The sequence below is a fragment of the Kitasatospora sp. MAA4 genome (assembly GCF_029893355.1).
Taxonomy (GTDB): Bacteria; Actinomycetota; Actinomycetes; order Streptomycetales; family Streptomycetaceae; genus Kitasatospora.
Genome location: NZ_JARZAI010000040.1, coordinates 43,604 through 60,776 on the forward strand (window position 1 = coordinate 43,604; position 17,173 = coordinate 60,776).

Below are 17,173 nucleotides of genomic sequence, written 5' to 3' on the forward strand. Positions count from 1 at the left end.
GGGCAAACGATCACAAAACACCACTCGACAACACACGAGCGGGCCACTCCCCGGCGCCCGCACCAAGGGGTCAACAGCCGATGGCCGTCATCCGCAACGAAGCCCTGCACAAGCAGGTCGCCACCGCCATGCGCACATCCATCACGGCCGGCGAATGGCCGCCAGGCACCCAACTCCCCACCGAGACCGACCTTGCCACCACCTACGGCGTCTCCCGCCCCACCGTCCGCCTCGCCGTCGCAGCACTGCGCACCGAAGGCCTGCTGGACGTGAAGCAAGGCAGGGGCACCTTCGTCCGGGACACCGTCCACGGCCCCAGCGCCACCGTCGAGCAGAGCATCACCCGGCACGGCATCCGATTCGAGACCTCAACCGATGCGTGGTGGACCGGCGCGGAGGAAGCCACGGTCTACCGGGTGCCGACTGACAGCATCACCGCCCCACTGCTGGGCATGGACGAGGGCGAGATGACGATCGTCTGCGACCGCCTCCTCACCAACCCCGCCACCGGCACCCGCGCCCTGCACCGCCTCATGCTCCCGATGGAGCACATCGAGGACACGCCGCTCGTGCGAACGCCGGACGTCACACCCGCCAAGGCATACGCCATTCTCGCGACCGCTGGGCACGACCTCACCTGGCGCGAGCACGTGAGCGCCCGCATCCCCCAGCCCGACGAACGCAGCACGCTGCAACTCTCCGAAGCAGCCGCCCTCCTGGTCTCCCACCGCGTCACCATCGACCGCACCCAGGACCAGCCCCTCATCCTCGAACGCCTTCTCATCGGCGCCGAGACGGCCGCACTCACCTACGCCGTCGAAGCCCAGCAGGCCCCCGAACGCACCCGACGCGCCAAGGCCACCCAATAGCAGCAGCCCGCGAGACCCCCCGAACACAGCCGCACGACGGCCACCCCGGGGGCTGTCGCATACCTTCTCTACTTGCTCAAGGCGCCGCGCGAGCGCGGCGCGGCACTCGCCCGTCGGCTCGCGCCCGCCTCCTGTCTTCGCCCCGGCGTGCGCGGCCGCCGGCGGTGCCGCGAGGAGCGGCAGAGAGAAGGAACAGGGGCTCCGCCCCAGACCCCGGCCCTCTCTCGGAGGGGGAGGCGGGCAGGTGCGAGGGCGCGGCTTACGTGTGAGTCGCGGGACGGCCCCCTCCTCGACCGGACACCCAAGGGCGTACCCGGAACCCCCAGGGGCCGCCAAGGCCAGGCGCAAGCGTCACGGACGTGAGCCTTGGCGGCCCCTGGAGAACCCGGGTGCGGCGAAGCTGCCCGATCGAGGAGGGAACCACCCCACTCAGTGACACCTGTGCCAGCAGGCCGATGTGAGGAGCCGATCAGGCTTGACCTCAGGTCTATGCCGGGCAAGTACGGCTTCAACGCAGGTGGAGTGGCCTATACCGCGATGTTGCAGCAGCGGTATGTCTGCCCTGCCCTCTTACTGCTCTGGTGTAGCTACAAGATCCGGGAGAACCTGATCAGCCGAGGAGAGCTACGAAGAGCTGAGAAGAGGTAAGAAGAACGAAGACACGGAAGCTATAGTTGGTCGTATCGTGCTTCCGAGCACGGAAGTACTAGCTAGTTTGCCTGCTAGCAAGTAGCTAGATAGATCTACATCTACGTGCAGAACGTAGACACACCTGGCTCTGCAAACAGGAGAGCCCGAGCTGGCTGCAACCAGACCCGGGCTCCTGTGTAGAGAGATCGAGTGAGTCCGGCCGACTAGTAACCGGCCGGGCTTACTTGTATCAGCCCAGGCCATCCGTCCGGTACGTCCGCTCGATCATGGGCGCAGCTTTAGTGCACCAGCCGCTCTACGCAGCTTGCAACTGCGGTCACCGCCATCAGAGCCGCAACTATCACCTCGTTCCTTGTTGGAGCTGAGGTGATCCGCTTCCTGCCACGTGACCGCCGCTTTCCCATCTGTTCGTCTCCCATCGCTGGATGTCCTCGCGGCTGGCGAGGGCCTCGACTGTCGCCAAGGCGCCTTGGAGCGATGTGAGCTGAACGAGAGTCAGCATACTCGCTCTGCGCGGCCGTTCGGGCGTCGCGGCAGTACCCCCGCCCGAAAGGACTGAGGCGGCCCGGGCGCTAGGATCCCAGGTCCGCCTCTGAGCCGTGCGAGGTCAACCGGATCCAACCAACGCTGGCAACCGGGTAGCGGCAGACCTGCTGGTCAGGGAGTTGGGGTAGGAGCCAGCCGCTGGCCAACAGAGCGCCTAATCAGTCATCGTCTCCCCCAGGTCACCCGAGCCCGAGCTACTCCGGGCCGAAGAGACCCGTTTCGGAAAACGTGAACTCACCCTGCTCTTAAGCGACTTCTTCTGGCGCCTTCTCTGTGGCGAGCTGGAGAAGCTGCTGCAACCTCTCCCATCCCTGCCGCGGACCCACCAGGCGTACCCAGCCCCGCCCCTGGGCGTCCGTGTCAGCGATTGCCCTCAGCTGCCAGCGCTCGACTCCGCACCCGACCAGCAGCTCGTTCACCTCTTCAGCGGCATCCCGTGCTGCCCGCCAGCCGGCGGCGTAGTCGACGCCGGGTAGCCAGGCCCACGCGTCCGGATCCCAACTCTCAGGCCCACGCCCAGCGAAGCCAACATCCCCGTGCAGTGTCCTCAACTCCCTTGCTCCGTAACCACCCCAGGCAATCCGTGCACGGACATGCCGAAGACCCCGGTACCATCGGCACCGGGTTCACACCCACCGGACCACCCCAGCCCGCCAAGGATTCGGGGTGGTCCGGACTCGTTTCTTCGGTTGCCCCACGCCGGGTGGGGTGGGTCCGGACGCCTACCGGGGGAACGCGGCGCCCGGACCCAGCTCAGGGAGACTCGGACGAGGTGGCTTGACCGCGATGCGCCGGGCCGCAGTTGGCCCGTAGCGGCTGCTCTTCCCCGCCCTGTCCGATCACTGCGACGTCACCGCTCCAACCGGCCGCACGCTCACCGTGTGCAGGCCGTCCGGCAGAGCGCACGTCAGTTCCACCTTGCCGTTGCTCACCAGGGACTGTGTCACGTACTTCGCCGCGTCGGGGCGAGTCAGGTAGTAGTGGAAGCAGTCGGCCGAGAACGCGTCCAGCGGCAGGTGGCGCATCGACTCCCACAGTGCCGCCAACGCATCCGGCAGCCGCTCGAACGTCGCCGGATCCGTGATCCCGCTGATCTCCGCCCTCACTGCCCCCACCGACCCACGAACTCCACTTGTCATCGCTGATCCCCCTCTCGACTCGGCCCGCCGCCGGGAAGACCGGCCACGTCACGTCCCAACTTGGTCGAGTGCCTGCTCACCCCGATACCTCCCCGTTCCGCCGAGGGTGGTGCGCGTGAACCATCAGCCGCCGCCCGTCCACCCGCACGAACCGCACCGCCGCCGCCCGCGCCAGCCCGGCACCGCAGTAGAAGCACCGCCCCCTACGCATCCGCTCAGCCGAGCCGCCATCACCTCGTGCCCCGTCCCGCCCCATCAGCAGCCACCCCGAGCCGCTGGCACGACAGCCCAGACCACCTTGCCGATGCCGACCGGACGAGGACCACAGCCCCACCTCTCCGAGAGCTCTTCGACCAGGAGCAAGCCGCGTCCGCTCTCCTGCTCCAAGTCCAGTCCTTGGACCACCGGGTAGGTGCTGCTGGCGTCGTGCACCTCGATCCGCAACCGGACCTCGTCCACGTCCAGGTGGACCCAGACCAGCTGATCGCGGCGGGTCCCGTGCCGCACCGCGTTGGCCACCAGCTCCGAAGCCACCAGCTCCCCTGCTTCGGCGAACCGCTCGCCGCCCTCGACCCGGGCAAGCAAGTTGTCCAGCAACTTCCGGGCGAATCCAGGCGACTTGGGACTGCGCGGCAGCCAACACTCATCCTCACCCGCCGGAGCGGGCGTTCTCTCGTTCAGTTCGATCCTGGAGACGGCCACGGCAGGAGCACCTCACATGCGACTCGGCCGTACGGCGCCGGCAGTTCCGGCGTCTGACTCCAGCATCGGCAAACGGCAGTCACGGGATATACCCAGCGCGATTACCCAACGTGGGTAAACTCGCACGTAGTCAACTGGCTTGAAGCGACCGGAAGATCCGTCGAAGCCCGAGGAGACACTCGTGACAGCAGCCCAGCCGCCGCATGGGCTGCCGCGCGCCATCCTGACGGATCCCGAGATGATCACCGCTTGTCGAACGCGGGAGTTCGGAGCCGTCTTTCGCCTGCTCAAGCAGGCGGGCGTCTATCCCTCAATGATCGCCCGCGCATGCGATCTGACGCCCAGTCGGGTCGGTGAGGCCATCTCCGGCAAGCGGAAGATCGAGAAGATCGATCTCGTCGAGCGGATCGCCGACGGTCTCCACATCCCCGGAAGCATGCTGGGCCTCGCCAAGCGGGCCTGGGAACACGGTGGCACGGTAGTCCCCAAGCAGGCCCAGAGCCACGGCCTGGAGAACGACGAGGCCGGCCCGGGGCCTCTGATCGATCCGGAGTTCTTTGCCGCACACATCCGAACGCTCATGCCCAATCACTACCGGACCGTGAACCTGCTCGGTGCCCGCCACGCGCTCGACTCCGTGGAGCGGCATCTTCGAGTGATCAACCGGCTCCAGACACAGACCGACGGAGCAGCCAGGGACGGACTGCTCACCCTGGGCGCCCGGATCGCCGAGTTCCTCGGCTGGCTGCACCAGGACCTCGGCGACTTCACCCAGGCGACCTACTGGTCCGATCGAGCGATGGAGTGGGCCCAGCAGACCGGCGACGACGTCATGGCGGCGTACGTCCTGTTCCGCAAAAGCAACCAGGCCACGGCACGCCGCAGTCCGCAACAGGCTGTCTCGCTTGCCCGAGCAGCGCAACGGGCGCCGGGAGTAACCGTCACCATCCGTGCACTTGCCGCTCAGCAGGAGGCCCAGGGGCACGCGCTGCTGGGCAATCCCAGATTCGCCCAGTTGAAGTTCGACGAGGCTCACGAACTCGCTCTGGCCGGAGCTGCCGCGTCGCAGGAAGACACCGCGTTGGACACGTCCTACTGCACGCCCACATACGTCGAGATGCAGCGGGCCAACTACCTGATCGAGTCGGGAGAGCCGATGCGGGCTGCCCAGGCGCTTGAGTCGGAGCTGCGGATACTGCCGCAGGTGTACCGCAACGACCACGGCGTCTACCTCTCCCGGCTGGCCCGAGCCTACGCAACCGCCGGCGAACCGGAGCAGGGAGCTGAAGCCGCCGGCCGGGCACTGTCGATCGTGCTGGACACCGAGTCCGCCCGCGCGATGGGCGAGTTGGCAGCAGCAGAACAGGCCCTCCAACAGTGGAGCGACGTGCCGTCAGTTGCCGCCTTCACCGCCCGGTTCACGCTCGCCCGAGGTGTCGCCGCCTATGGCCTTCGAGCCAGCCAATGAGTAAAGCTGGGCTCATGGACGCAACGATCACCAACGCAACCTCCGGGGACGAGCGACGTCGAGGGCCCAAGGTGGCCGTTCTACCGGTCGGCAGCTTCGAACAGCACGGCGACCACCTGCCACTCACCACCGACACCGTGATCGCGAGCCTGATCGCCCGCCGGATCGCCGACGACTACGACCTGTTCCTGCTGCCGCCCATCACCATCGCCTGCTCCCACGAGCACGCACCGATGCCCGGCACGGTAAGCATCAGCGCCACCACCCTCTACGCCGTCATCAACGACATCTGGCGATCACTCCAGGCATCCGGCGTCCCTGGCCTCCTCGTCGTCAACGCCCACGGCGGCAACTACGTCCTCGCCAACGTCGTCCAGGAAGCCAACACCACCGGCCGAAACCTGGCCCTCTTCCCCGTCCGCGACGACTGGCACCAGGCCCGCGAACACGCAGGCCTGGAGAGCAGCGGCGCCGAGGACATGCACGGCGGAGAGCTGGAGGTCTCGATCCTCCTCCACGGCGCCCCCGAGCTGGTCCGCGAAGGCATCGCCGCGGACGACCACGTCGCCACCGACCGCCCCCACCTGCTGACCCTCGGCATGGCCGGCTACACCGAGAACGGCATCATCGGCCGCCCCTCCCTCGCCACCGCCACCAAGGGCAAGGCCCTCCTGGACAGCCTGTCCCGATCGGCCGCTGCCCACCTGGCGATCCTTACGGAGAGCTGAAGCCGTCCCGGGCCCTGCTTCGAGCGTGTGTGCCGTGGTCGGAGCCCGCAAGGAGTGGGAGGCTGGATCTATGAAGGTGATCGAGTTCGTTCTCAACGTGATCTGGCTGGTCTTCTGCGGGATCTGGATGGCCATCGGCTACACGATCGCTGGAATTGTCTGTTGTGTCCTTATTATTACGATTCCATTTGGCATTGCGAGCTTCCGTATCGCTGGCTACATCCTGTGGCCGTTCGGGCGCACGACGGTGGACAAGCCGGACGCCGGGGCAGGGTCCTTCGTGGGCAATGTGATCTGGTTCGTCTTCGCGGGGTGGTGGTTGGCGCTGGCGCACCTGGTGACGAGCATCCCGCTGTTCCTGTCGATCATCGGGATCCCGTTCGGCTGGGCGAACCTGAAGATGATCCCGATCTCGCTGATGCCGCTGGGCCGTGAGGTCGTCTCCTCGGACCAGGGGTTCGGCGGGCGCTGAGTCTCAGAGTGCCTCGCGCAGCGCGGCGAACTCCGCGGCCAGCGCGTCGAGCGTGTAGTGCGCGTTGAGGCCGCTCGGGTTCGGCAGCACCCAGACGTCGGTGTCGCCCAGCCCGTCCGGCTGGCGGCCCACCGCCGTGCGCGGACGTCCGAACGCCGTCCGGTACGCCCCGAGCCCCAGCACGGCGAGCACCTGCGGTCGCAGCCGGGCCACCCGCTCGACCAGCGCCTCGCCGCCCTGGCGGAACTCGTCCGCGGTCAGCTCGTCCGCCTTCGCGGTGGCCCGGGCGACCACGTTGGTGATGCCCAGGCCCAGCCCGAGCAGGTCCCGCTGCTCGTCGGGCCGCAGCTGGCGCTCGGTGAAGCCGGACCGGTGCAGGGCCGGCCAGAACCGGTTTCCGGGCCGCGCGAAGTGCTGCCCGGTCGCCCCGGACCAGAGCCCGGGGTTGATGCCGCAGAACAGCACCCGCAGCCCGGGGGCTGTGATGTCGGGGATGGTCACGTCACGGGCGGCGGCGAGGTCTTGAGCAGTGGGGCGGAAAGGAGTCTGCACGGCCCCAGTCTGCCCCTACGCGCGGACCTTCTGGGCCGGTTGCCTCTTCGGCCGAGCTGCGGCCGCCTGGCGCTCCTCGCGGATCCTGGCCCGGCGGTCGAGCACGTGGTTGAGACCGAAGAAGATCGCCGAGGTGTAGGTCCAGCCGGCCAGGATGTCGACGACGAAGTGCTCGCCGCCGTAGACCAGGCTGAACGCCATCGCCAGCGGGTAGGCGACCAGCAGCACCTTGACCCAGCGCCGCTTGGCGACCGGCCAGAAGAACAGCGTCAGCAGCAGCGGGTACGAGGCGTGCAGCGAGGGCATCGCGGCCACGTCGTTGTCGAAGCGGCTGCCGTTCTCGAACAGCGACCCTGCGCGCGGCAGGCCGCTCTGGTTCAGGACGTCCTGGACGATGCGCGTGATGGCCGGCAGGTGCCCGTTCTGGGCCGCCAGCCACGGCGGGTCGGCCGGGAAGAGCACGTAGGTGGCGAACGCGGCGAAGGTGAGCGCCAGATAGAGCGCCACCAGACGGGTGAACCGGTCGTGTCGCTTGCGCCAGAGCACGGCCATCACCACGAAGACCGCGAAGAAGTGCGACATGTAGACCGTGGTCGCGGCGTAGTCGTACCAGTGCAGGTGACCTGGGGTGTACAGCCAGTGCTGCAGGTGGACGGTCCACACCTGTCCGCCGCCGACCACCTTGTCGAACGCCACCTGCGGTGCCCAGTGGACGGCCCAGGGCGTGTGCGAGCCGTAGCCCCGCAGCAACGAGTACGCCCAGACCGCGGCCATCACCGGCACCCAGTCGCGGAGCACGCGCAGCCAGCCGAAGCGGTTGCCGCTGTGCACCGCGGCGGCTATCAGCGCGCCGATCAGCCAGACGAAGACCAGGTCGTTGTTGTAGGGGAGGCCGTTCTTGTTGACGTACCGCCAGAGCGAGACGATGTAGACGGGCCAGGCCAGCAGGCGCAGGTACTGGGCCTTGGCCCGGACCTGCGCCAAACGGGATCTCCAGCCCGCGCCCCGGAGCGCGGCGCTCGGCGCCTCGGATCGCACCGTGTCGGCGGTGGGGCGTGCGGAGTGGAACAGGCTGGTCACCGGTGGCGTCCCCTTCGCGAGGTCAGGTCGGTCGAGCCGGGTCAACGTAGCAGCGCAATCTTTAAGAATCACTGAGCGCGGAAGCACTTCTTTCGCACTCAGCCGGACCCGGCCAACACCGTCGTGCTCTGCCGTCTGCCCTGGGCGGGTCGACGGGAGCACACCAAAATTTCAGAAAACTGATCGAGCGGGTAGTCCGTAGGGTCACCTGGTGGGCTTGCTTCCGGGGCAGAAACGTTTCTCCACGGTTCCAACCGTGTCCACACCCGGATTCTCCACCTCCCCCACACCTCGCCTTCCCGTTCACCCCGCCCGCAACCCTCGCCCCCTGTCACCCCGCGAGCGCGGACGACAAAGGGTGAGGGCGCCGCTACCGCGACGCCGACCTGCGGGTTTTTGGCGATCATGCTGCTGACCTGCGAAGACTCGTGTCGCGAGTTTCCACTGATCAGCGCCGCTTTCCATCCGCATGTGCCCTGGGTGCGCCCTGTCGGGCGGGTTCAACTTCGCGGGGCAAGTCCAGGCTGGAAATCCAGGGTTCGGGCCCTGAAGGGCCTTGGGCGCGCTGGCTTCACTTGCGGACTTTATCGACAGTTGGGCTCACCGACGCGGCCGCCGGAGCCGACGACGTTGCCGGGGCTGGGCTCGAAGCAGCCGAGGTGGAGGACTGCGCTGAGCTGGCAGACGGCTGCGGGGTGTTGCTCTGCGCGTTGGTGACAACCTGATGGCTGCTGGCGCAGGCTGCCGCGGCGACCAGTGCCACCGTTGTCGCGAACATACGTACCCGTCGCGTGGGCCGCCCTCCTGCTTCCGCTCCCACTGGAGTGGGTGCTGGAACCACGATCGCCCGGCTTGATGGCCTCCGCATGCTGGCCGTGCCAGTCGTACCGCTCGTCACCGCCGCATGCGCATGGGCATGCAGCCCGCCGGACGTTCTTGCCGGCGGGTGCCGTACCGGTGACGGCCCGCATGGCGGCGATGAACTCCGCGCAGATCAGTGCTTCAGGTCTGCCGGACTGCCGACGCCGATGAACAGGTAGTTGTCCGCCCGCCAGCTCTGGACCGAGGCTCCGTGGAGGTCGACGGTTGCCGTCGCTGGTACGCCCTCGAGGCGGATCACCATGGCATCGCCTGCGCATCCGACGTCGAGGTAGTCGAAATACGGTGAGGCGAGGCCGTGTGCCTGACTGTAAGCGCCCGAGAAAATGGCCCCGGGGAATCCGGTACGAGGCTGTGGTCCGTTGTCGGTGGGGCGCTGGGAGCCTATCCCGGTCCGTGCCGTGTTCGAGGATTCGCCAGTGGCCGAATGTGCGAGAAGATCGGCGCCGCAGGTGTTCCCGCGAATTACCAGAGCAATATCGGCGCCGGCTACGGTGGCCAGGCCGATGATCTTTGGCTGGCCATTGACCGGTGGGGCATCGACTGCCGTTCTGACTGACTCCGGAACCTGGATGGCCGGCGTTTCCCTCAGCTTCCATGGCTCAGCCGAAGCGGAATGGTGACTTCCGGTGCAGGAGGCCGCGAGTGCGACGGTCAGGGCGACCGCCGCACCCGCGATGAGCCTTTTTTGGCGCATAAGCTGACTGGATCCCCTAGTTGGCGAAGGTCTCGTAGCAGAAGCCCACCGGGTGAAGAGCCGACCCGCTGCCCGTCGGCTGCCCCAACGTGCCGTACGTCGTGAAGGAGAAGTTGTCGTACAGCGGGTGGGCGGTGATCCCACCCCACTTACCGGCGGGAACAGTGTAGGCGCCGCCCTCGGTGTTGGTGTTGGTTGTTGTGACAAACGGGAAGAGCCTGCCATGCGCCGAACAGTATTCTTCTGTCGAATCCCCATTTTTTCACCCCCGGCTTGGTTGATCTGATGACCCGGGAACTTCGGGTGCATTCAGATCATCGGTCCGACGACTATGGGGAATCAAGCAAATTGGGGAAACCTGAGCAAGAGTTGAGGGTATCCCGGTGATGAATGGGGCAAATCGCCGCGCAATGATCACATTCGGTTGACTGCAGATTAAATAATGGAACTGCCAATCCCGAATTGGAAATCGGTTTTCCATGGGGTGGTCCCGTCGAGGACCTGGTGCAACCGACGCTGCGGGTGTCCTACGGCTTCGCCCCCGGATATCAAGGCCGGAGCCGCTCCTCCGGTAGGTCTGCCGCCGCGGAGGAGCTGTTCGGTCTGGAAGTTGAACACATCGACTTTCAGTGCGGCGCGATCCGGGCCGGCAGCAGCTGATCGACCCGGATCGGGGCCCGCTCCACTACTCGGGCCGCCGCCCAAGAGGTGCCCCCGGGTCGTGTCGGTGTGGAGGTCGGGCATTACGCAGCGTCGGAAGTCCAGCACTGTCCCGGCACTCGGGCCCCGGAAGGCCTCGTGGCCCTCGAACGGCGTCAGCTGGGCCGGGGCGTGCCAGTCGGTGGGGGCGGCGGAGGCCAGTCCCCCCGCCTGCCATGCGTTCACACGTCAGGGAGGGCATAGTGCCGAAGGATTGAGCACTGTGCCCTCCCTGACTGGGAAGCTGGCGTTTCAGCAGGTCAGATCCCTGCTCTAGCGGTAGTTCACGAACTGGAGTGCGAAGTCCAGGTCCTTGCCCTTGAGCAGCGCCTGCACGGTCTGCAGGTCGTCCCTGCTCTTGGACGAGACGCGCAGCTCCTCGCCCTGGATCTGCGCCTTGATGCCCTTGGGGCCCTCGTCGCGGATGATCTTCGAGACCTTCTTGGCGTTGTCCTGGGAGATGCCCTCCTGGATCGTCGCGAAGATCTTGTACTCCTTGCCGGACAGCTGCGGCTCGTCGGCGTCCAGCGCCTTCAGCGAGATGCCGCGGTTGATCAGCTTGGTCTGCAGCACGTCGAGGATCGCCTTGACCCGCTCCTCGCCGCTCGCCTTCATCTCGATCTTGTCGCCGGTCCAGCCGATGGTGGCCCCGACGTTCTTGAAGTCGTAGCGGGTGGCGATCTCGCGGGAGGTCTGGTTGATCGCGTTGTCGACCTCCTGCTTCTCGACCTTCGAGACGATGTCGAAACTGGAGTCGGCCATCTGTGGTGGTCTCCTTGCGGTGTCGGCGGCACTGTCGGCGCTCCGCCGGATGCGGAGCGGTCACGGCCCCAGCCTATCCAGCGGCGCCGTCCGCCGACCTCTTGATCATCACGTGACCAATCGAGTGGCGGAGCACCCCCTGCCATCAGGTATCGTTTACGACGTCGAACGGGGCGTAAGCGCCGTGAGACGAACATCCTGGCTGGTTGCCCGAGTGGCCAAAGGGAGCAGACTGTAAATCTGCCGGCTCAGCCTACGTAGGTTCGAACCCTACACCAGCCACAGGATCGAGACCGGCCCTGAACTGCGGAAACGCGGTTCGGGGCCGGTCTTTTTGCATGCTCGGGGGCGTCAGAGGGGTGTCAGGGGGGCGTTCGGAAATCGGGTGGGGGCGTCAGGGGGGTGTCAGGGGTGGCGCTCGGCGGGGGTGGGGCCGGTTTGCTGGGGGGATCGCAACCGGTAGGAGGGCCAGTCATGCGCCAGCAGCGGCGGATCGTCGTCGGTGTCAGTGGGTCGCTCGGGAGTCTCGCGGCGTTGCACCAGGCGGTGGACGAGGCGAGGCGGGCGGGGGGCGAGGTGCTCGCGGTGCTGGCCTGGACGCCGCCCGGGGGCGAGTACGGCTTTCGGCGCTCGCCGTGCCCGCCGCTGCTGGCGGCCTGCCGGGCGGCTGCGGTGCAGCGGATCCGGGATGCCGTGGGGGAGGCGTTTCCGGACGGGGTGGTGGGGGTGCCGTTCAGCTGCCAGGTGGTGCGGGACGACGCCGGCGCGGCGCTGGTGGGCTCGGCGGACCGGGCGGACGATCTGCTGGTCGTCGGCGCCGGCGGTGGCGGCCTGCTACGGCGGGCGCTGCGCCCGTCGGTGACGGCGTACTGCGTGCAGCACGCGGGGTGCCCGGTGCTGAGTGTGCCGCGGCCGGCGTTGCAGCGGGAACTGGCGGCCATCGAGCGCCGGGCCGCCTGGCACCTGCCGTTCGAGCCGGTGCCCGGCGGATGAGGGGCCGCAGGTGAGGTGCCGGACGGCCTACCGGTACCTTCTCCCAGGTCCGGGCTGTGTGGGAGGGCGGGGGAACTGACGGCGCGTGGGCGTGACCTCACGTCAAGGCGGCGTCAAGGGTGCCGGGTGCGGCGTATCGAACGCGTAGCGACCAGGTGAACCGCCTCCAGGCGGCGCGGACGATCAGCGAAGCACCCGATCAGCGAAGCACCCGATCCCTGGAGGTCCGTTCGATGTCTGCCACCCCCGACCCGGCGCTGGTCGCGACCCTGATCGAGCAACCCCCTGATACCGGGCTGTCCGCCAAGCCGGCCAAGGAGCCCGACAAGCTGTCCGCACTCGGCGGACTGGCCGCGCTCTCGCTGGACGCGATGGCCTCGGTCGCCTACGGGCCGGAGTCGATCGTCCTGGTGCTGGCCGCGGCGGGCAGCTACGGTCTCGGTTTCACGCTCCCGGTCACGGCGGCGATCGCGCTGCTGCTCGGCGTGCTGACCGCCTCCTACCGCCAGGTGATCGCGGCCTTCCCGGACGGCGGCGGCTCGTACGCGGTGGCCAAGGCGCATCTGGGGCAGCGCACCGCGCTGACCGCGGCGGCCTCGCTGATCGTCGACTACATCCTGAACGTCGCCGTCTCGGTGACCGCCGGGGTGGCCGCGCTGACCTCGGCCTTCCCGAGCCTGTACGACGACCGGGTCTGGCTCTGCCTGGCGGTGCTGGCGGTGGTCACGCTGGTGAACCTGCGCGGGATCGCCGAGTCGGCCCGCTGGTTCATGGCGCCGACCGCGATCTTCGTGCTGTCGATCATGGCGATCATCGTGATCGGCCTCTTCCGGTCCGGTCCGGCCAGTACGGCGGCCGCGGCCGGGCACGCCTCGGGGCTGGCCGACAACGCGACCGGTGTCGGCGCGCTGCTGCTGCTCAAGGCCTTCGCCTCCGGCTGCTCGGCGCTGACCGGGGTGGAGGCGGTGGCCAACGCCGTGCCGTCCTTCCGGGCGCCGCGGGTCAAGCGTGCGCAGAACACCGAGATCGCGCTGGGCGCGGTGCTCGGGGTGATGCTCGTCGGGCTGGCCGTGCTGATCGGCCGCTTCCACCTCCAGCCGGTGCAGGGCGTCACCGTGCTCGCCCAGTTGGCGGACGCCTCGCTGGGCCATGGCTTCGGCTTCTACCTGGTGCAGTTCGCCACTGTGGTGCTGCTGGCGCTGGCGGCCAACACCTCGTTCGGCGGACTGCCGGTGCTGCTGCGCCTGCTGGCCCGCGACAACCACCTGCCGCACGTCTTCGCGCTCCGCGCCGACCACCAGGTGCACCGGCACGGCGTGCTCTTTCTGGCGGCGGTCTCGGCCGCGCTGCTGATCTGCTCGGGCGGCGACGTCAACAGCCTGGTGCCGCTCTTCTCGATCGGCGTCTTCGTGGGCTTCACGATCTGCCAGGTCGGCATGGTGAAGCACTGGTACCGGGAGCGCGGTGACGGCTGGCGCGGCCGGGCGCTGCTGAACGGCTTCGGCGCGCTGCTGACCGGGGTCGCGACGCTGGTGGTGACGGGGACCAAGTTCACCGAGGGTGCCTGGGGCATCGTGGTCGCGCTGCCGCTGATGGTGCTGCTCTTCGAGCTGATCCACCGGGCGTACGGGCGGATTGGCGAGCGCCTGGAGCTCGGCCGGATCCCGGGACCGGTGGTCCGTCAGCGCTCGCTGGTGGTGGTGCCGGTGATGTCGATCTCGCGGCTGACCAGGGAGGCCCTCTCGGCGGCCGTCTCGCTCGGCGACGAGGTGCTCGCGGTGACGGTGGTGCACACCGACCCGGACGCCGAGGACCGGCAGGCCACCGAGGCGCTGCGCCGGGACTGGGAGCTGTGGCAGCCGGGCGTGCCGCTCGTCGAGGCCCCGGACGGGCACCGCCGGCTGGGCCGGCCGCTGGTCTCCTTCGTCAACGAGCTCGGCACCGAGCACGCATACGACCGGATCACGGTGCTGATCGCGGAGGTCGAGCCGGTGCACCTCTGGCAGCGGGCGCTGCAGAACCAGCGGGGTGCGCTGATCGACCGGGCCCTGCGCCTGGGCACCGACGCGGTGGTCTGCCGGCTGCGGCTGCGCATGTGAGGCAGCCCGAACCACGCATGGTCACCTGCGGATCCGAGGCTCAAGGCTGCTATTTGCCGTGAGAACCAAGCTGATACGTCACGGTTGACCTAGATATCTGGTTACAACTCGATATTTTTACGCCCCACCAACGCCGGGCCTTAATGCCGACGGCGGCCTGGTCCACTCCCGAGGGCACCCCATCTGGCCTGCGGAAACCTACGGCCGGATGGGTGTGCAGGGCCCGCGGGGCCCCCGCGAGTCGATGGTCGTCTTAACGGTTCGGACGCATACGCTCGCGCTTGTGTTCAACGTGCCCTCGGCGCTCAAGCGCCTCGTGATCGGTCAGGCCATGCGCAGCGAGGAGCTGGGGGAGACCCTGCTCCCCAAGCGCCTCGCGCTGCCGATCTTCGCGTCCGACCCGCTCTCCTCGGTGGCCTACGCCACGGAGGAGATCCTGCTGGTGCTCACCGTCGGGGGCACCGCCTTCCTCTACCTCACCCCGTGGATCGCGGCGGGCGTGGTGGCGCTGATGGCGGTCGTGGTGATGTCCTACCGCCAGGTCGTGCACGCCTACCCGAGCGGCGGCGGCTCGTACGAGGTGGTGACCAGCAACCTGGGACCGAACGCGGGCCTGGTGGTGGCCGCGTCGCTGCTGGTCGACTACGTGATGACGGTGGCCGTCTCGGTGGCCTCCGGGGTGGACAACATCATCTCGGCCTTCCCGGGTCTGGGGAGCTACCGGGTCCTGATGGCGGTCCTGTTCGTGGCGATACTCGCCGCGGTCAACCTGCGCGGGGTGCGCGAGTCGGGCAAGGCCTTCGCCGCGCCGACCTACCTGTTCATCGGCGGCATCATGCTGATGGTGATCACCGGGCTGCTCAAGGCCGCCTTCGGCCACCCGCCGGTGGCCTCCAGCGCCCAGTACGCGATCATTCCGGTGGACCACAAGGACACCCTGGCGGGCCTGGGCCTGCTGATGCTGGGGTTGCGCGCCTTCGCCTCGGGCTGCACCGCGCTCACCGGCGTCGAGGCGATCTCCAACGGCGTGCCGGCCTTCCGGTCCCCGAAGTCGAAGAACGCCGCCACCACGATGGCGGTGATGGGCATCACCGCAGTGGTCATGTTCATCGGGATCACCTGGCTGGCGCTGATCGCCAAGGTACACAAGACCACTGACACCTGCCAGCTGCTGAACTACCCCGGCGACTGCCACACGGCCTCGCAGCCGACGGTGATCGCCCAGCTGGCCGCCTCGATCTTCGGCGGCGACCACAGCTTCCTCTTCTACTTCATCCAGGCGGTCACCGCGCTGGTCCTGATCCTGGCCGCGAACACCGCCTTCAACGGGTTCCCGCTGCTGGCCTCGATCCTGGCGCAGCACCGCTACCTGCCCCGGCAGATGCACACCCGCGGCGACCGGCTGGCGTTCTCCAACGGCATCATCGCGCTGGCCGCGGTGAACATGCTCCTGCTCTGGGCGTACAAGGCGGACGTCACCAACCTGATCCACCTGTACATCCTGGGCGTCTTCACCTCCTTCACGCTGTCCCAGATCGGCATGGTCAGGCACTGGAACGAGCTGCTGACCACCGAGACGGATCCGAAGATCCGCGGCGGCGCCCTGCGCTCCCGGGTGATCAACTCCTTCGGTGCGGTGGTCACCGCGCTGGTGCTGGTGATCGTCATGATCACCAAGTTCACCGAGGGCGCCTGGCTCGCCGTGGTCGCCGCCGTGCTGCTGTTCGGCATGATGCGCGGCATCCGCCGGCACTACGACTCGGTCTCCGACGAGCTGTCGGTGGACGACCCGCACGCGGAGTCGGTGCGGCCCTCCAAGGTGCACGGCATCGTCCTGGTCTCCAAGATCCACAAGCCCACGCTGCGGGCGCTCGGCTACGCCCAGGCGTTCCGGCCGGACACCCTGGAGGCGCTCAGCGTCGCGGTGGAGAAGGACGCCACGGACGAACTGCGCGAGCGCTGGGCCGAGTTCGACATCCAGGTGCCGCTCAAGGTGCTGGACTCGCCGTACCGCGAGATCACCAAGCCGGTGGTCGCGTACGTCCGCTCGGTGCGGCGTGACAGTCCGCGCGACGCCGTCGCGGTCTTCATCCCCGAGTACGTGGTCGGCCGCTGGTGGGAGCACCTGCTGCACAACCAGTCGGCGCTCTGGCTGAAGAGCCGGCTGCTCTTCACCCCCGGCGTGATGGTGATCAGCGTGCCCTGGCAGCTCTCCTCCTCCAGTCGCGCCGACCACCCGGCCCGCCGGGCCCCGGGCTCGGTGCGCCGCGGCGAACCGGCCGCCAACAAGGACGTCGCCGGCTCGGTTCACAAGGTCGGCTGAACGAGCTGACGCAGCAGGCCCCCGGCACGCGGTTTCGACCGCGCGCCGGGGGCTTCGTCATGCCCTGAGGCGCGGGGCGAAGGCAACGGAACGACAACGGGACGACAACGGCGCGGCGAAGCCCATCAAGGTCGCGTCAACGTTCGAATTCCACCCGTATGGACGGCGTCAGGACTCACCGGTTCCCGCCGAACGGCTGATTTCCTACATGAGCCGGCCTGCCGCCGGTGTCGTGAGGCCCAGTGGCCGCGCACGGCCCAGGTCCCCTGAACCACCTTGGTGGAGCCCATGCTCGACGTCGTCTTCGTCGGTATCACGGTCGCCGTGTTCGCCGTCCTCGCTCTGATCGCCCGAGGGGTGGAGAAGCTGTGACCGCTCTCCCTACCCCTGTCCCGTCCCAGGTGCGCGAGGTGGCCTCATGAGTGTCGAGAACATCGCAGGCCTGATCGTCGCTGTCGCGCTCGTCGGCTATCTCGTCGTGGCGCTGATCTTCCCGGAGAAGTTCTGACATGAG

General features: G+C 68.0%; 14 protein-coding genes and 1 tRNA gene. 9 read left to right on the forward strand and 6 right to left on the reverse strand.

The genetic code is table 11. The features are described from left to right. Positions 1 to 80 precede the first annotated feature (80 nt). On the forward strand, positions 81 to 869 hold the full coding sequence (locus P3T37_RS34140; RefSeq protein WP_280727827.1) for a GntR family transcriptional regulator: 789 nt from the start codon (positions 81 to 83) through the stop codon (positions 867 to 869). A 2,036-nt stretch (positions 870 to 2,905) separates the two neighbouring features. Here the strand turns inward: P3T37_RS34140 and P3T37_RS34145 are convergent. Then, a complete protein-coding gene (locus P3T37_RS34145) occupies positions 2,906 to 3,172 on the reverse strand; it encodes a hypothetical protein (RefSeq protein WP_280727828.1) in 267 nt (88 codons plus the stop codon). Between the two features lie 288 nt (positions 3,173 to 3,460). Next, entirely contained in the window at positions 3,461 to 3,907 is a 447-nt protein-coding gene (locus P3T37_RS34150) for an ATP-binding protein (RefSeq protein ID WP_280727829.1), read from the reverse strand. A gap of 181 nt (positions 3,908 to 4,088) precedes the next feature. Between P3T37_RS34150 and P3T37_RS34155 the strand changes: the two genes are divergently transcribed. The 3 genes from P3T37_RS34155 (at position 4,089) to P3T37_RS34165 (ending at position 6,575) form a co-directional block, all read left to right on the forward strand. Next, positions 4,089 to 5,375 carry a hypothetical protein gene (locus tag P3T37_RS34155; RefSeq protein WP_280727830.1) on the forward strand — a complete coding sequence of 429 codons (1,287 nt, stop codon included), beginning with the start codon at positions 4,089 to 4,091 and terminating at the stop codon, positions 5,373 to 5,375. A gap of 14 nt (positions 5,376 to 5,389) precedes the next feature. Beyond that, the gene (locus tag P3T37_RS34160; protein ID WP_280727831.1) at positions 5,390 to 6,103 is read left to right on the forward strand and encodes a creatininase family protein; all 714 of its coding nucleotides are present in this window, start codon (positions 5,390 to 5,392) and stop codon (positions 6,101 to 6,103) included. A gap of 70 nt (positions 6,104 to 6,173) precedes the next feature. Next, complete coding sequence (locus tag P3T37_RS34165; RefSeq protein WP_280727832.1) at positions 6,174 to 6,575, forward strand: YccF domain-containing protein; 402 nt, start codon at positions 6,174 to 6,176, stop codon at positions 6,573 to 6,575. Positions 6,576 to 6,578: 3 nt separating this feature from the next. On the opposite strand, the gene mug is transcribed toward P3T37_RS34165, so the two are convergent. The 4 genes from mug to P3T37_RS34185 all read right to left on the reverse strand — a co-directional run bounded on the left by mug (position 6,579) and on the right by P3T37_RS34185 (position 11,244). After that, positions 6,579 to 7,127 (reverse strand): G/U mismatch-specific DNA glycosylase, encoded by a 549-nt coding sequence (mug, locus tag P3T37_RS34170; protein ID WP_280727833.1) that lies wholly within the window; start codon positions 7,125 to 7,127, stop codon positions 6,579 to 6,581. 15 nt (positions 7,128 to 7,142) lie between these two features. Further along, positions 7,143 to 8,207, reverse strand: coding sequence for a phosphatase PAP2 family protein (locus P3T37_RS34175; protein ID WP_280727834.1), 1,065 nt, complete (start codon positions 8,205 to 8,207; stop codon positions 7,143 to 7,145). Between the two features lie 994 nt (positions 8,208 to 9,201). Continuing rightward, entirely contained in the window at positions 9,202 to 9,783 is a 582-nt protein-coding gene (locus P3T37_RS34180) for a hypothetical protein (protein ID WP_280727835.1), read from the reverse strand. Between the two features lie 972 nt (positions 9,784 to 10,755). Beyond that, positions 10,756 to 11,244 carry a YajQ family cyclic di-GMP-binding protein gene (locus P3T37_RS34185; RefSeq protein ID WP_280727836.1) on the reverse strand — a complete coding sequence of 163 codons (489 nt, stop codon included), beginning with the start codon at positions 11,242 to 11,244 and terminating at the stop codon, positions 10,756 to 10,758. Positions 11,245 to 11,444: 200 nt separating this feature from the next. Between P3T37_RS34185 and P3T37_RS34190 the strand changes: the two genes are divergently transcribed. The 5 genes from P3T37_RS34190 to kdpF all read left to right on the forward strand — a co-directional run bounded on the left by P3T37_RS34190 (position 11,445) and on the right by kdpF (position 17,167). Next, positions 11,445 to 11,526 (forward strand) — tRNA-Tyr (locus P3T37_RS34190). 192 nt (positions 11,527 to 11,718) lie between these two features. Next, positions 11,719 to 12,237 (forward strand): universal stress protein, encoded by a 519-nt coding sequence (locus tag P3T37_RS34195; protein ID WP_280727837.1) that lies wholly within the window; start codon positions 11,719 to 11,721, stop codon positions 12,235 to 12,237. Between the two features lie 233 nt (positions 12,238 to 12,470). Then, positions 12,471 to 14,336 (forward strand): APC family permease, encoded by a 1,866-nt coding sequence (locus tag P3T37_RS34200; RefSeq protein ID WP_280727838.1) that lies wholly within the window; start codon positions 12,471 to 12,473, stop codon positions 14,334 to 14,336. Between the two features lie 283 nt (positions 14,337 to 14,619). After that, positions 14,620 to 16,659, forward strand: a complete 2,040-nt coding sequence (locus P3T37_RS34205; protein ID WP_280727839.1) for an APC family permease — start codon at positions 14,620 to 14,622, stop codon at positions 16,657 to 16,659. Between the two features lie 418 nt (positions 16,660 to 17,077). Then, entirely contained in the window at positions 17,078 to 17,167 is a 90-nt protein-coding gene (gene kdpF / locus P3T37_RS34210; RefSeq protein WP_035794954.1) for a K(+)-transporting ATPase subunit F, read from the forward strand. The last annotated feature ends 6 nt before the right edge of the window (positions 17,168 to 17,173 follow it).

Excerpts from the sequence above, each read along its gene's own strand:
- P3T37_RS34140 (WP_280727827.1), top strand. The coding sequence starts at position 81 with ATGGCCGTCATCCGCAACGAAGCCCTGCACAAGCAGGTCGCCACCGCC.
- P3T37_RS34160 (WP_280727831.1), top strand. The coding sequence starts at position 5,390 with ATGGACGCAACGATCACCAACGCAACCTCCGGGGACGAGCGACGTCGA.
- P3T37_RS34165 (WP_280727832.1), top strand. The coding sequence starts at position 6,174 with ATGAAGGTGATCGAGTTCGTTCTCAACGTGATCTGGCTGGTCTTCTGC.
- P3T37_RS34180 (WP_280727835.1), bottom strand. The coding sequence starts at position 9,783 with ATGCGCCAAAAAAGGCTCATCGCGGGTGCGGCGGTCGCCCTGACCGTC.
- P3T37_RS34185 (WP_280727836.1), bottom strand. The coding sequence starts at position 11,244 with ATGGCCGACTCCAGTTTCGACATCGTCTCGAAGGTCGAGAAGCAGGAG.
- P3T37_RS34195 (WP_280727837.1), top strand. The coding sequence starts at position 11,719 with ATGCGCCAGCAGCGGCGGATCGTCGTCGGTGTCAGTGGGTCGCTCGGG.
- P3T37_RS34200 (WP_280727838.1), top strand. The coding sequence starts at position 12,471 with ATGTCTGCCACCCCCGACCCGGCGCTGGTCGCGACCCTGATCGAGCAA.
- kdpF (WP_035794954.1), top strand. The coding sequence starts at position 17,078 with ATGAGTGTCGAGAACATCGCAGGCCTGATCGTCGCTGTCGCGCTCGTC.